The 253-nt window shown below is 53.0% G+C and carries 1 tRNA gene; it reads right to left on the reverse strand.

The window, feature by feature from the left end:
* Positions 1–142: 142 nt before the first annotated feature.
* Positions 143–217: transfer RNA gene (locus DW56_RS09000), tRNA-Glu, on the reverse strand.
* Positions 218–253 lie beyond the last annotated feature (36 nt).

The raw sequence follows: 253 nt of genomic DNA on the forward strand, positions 1-253 counted from the left end.
ATTTGAGAGACTCGAACACACTTTCGTGTGTCGTTTCAATTTTCAGCTTGTTCCGGATTGTTAAAGAGCAAATATCTCAAACGTGGCTCGCAAGCCAGTTTTGAGATACGGTCGGTTGTGGCTTTCACCCACAGCCAGCAGGTGGCGTCCCCTAGGGGATTCGAACCCCTGTTGCCGCCGTGAAAGGGCGGAGTCCTAACCGCTAGACGAAGGGGACACAAAGTGTCACGACTTCGCAGCCGTCCTGCTCGTT

The sequence above is a fragment of the Franconibacter helveticus LMG 23732 genome (assembly GCF_000463115.2).
Classification (GTDB): Bacteria; Pseudomonadota; Gammaproteobacteria; order Enterobacterales; family Enterobacteriaceae; genus Franconibacter; species Franconibacter helveticus.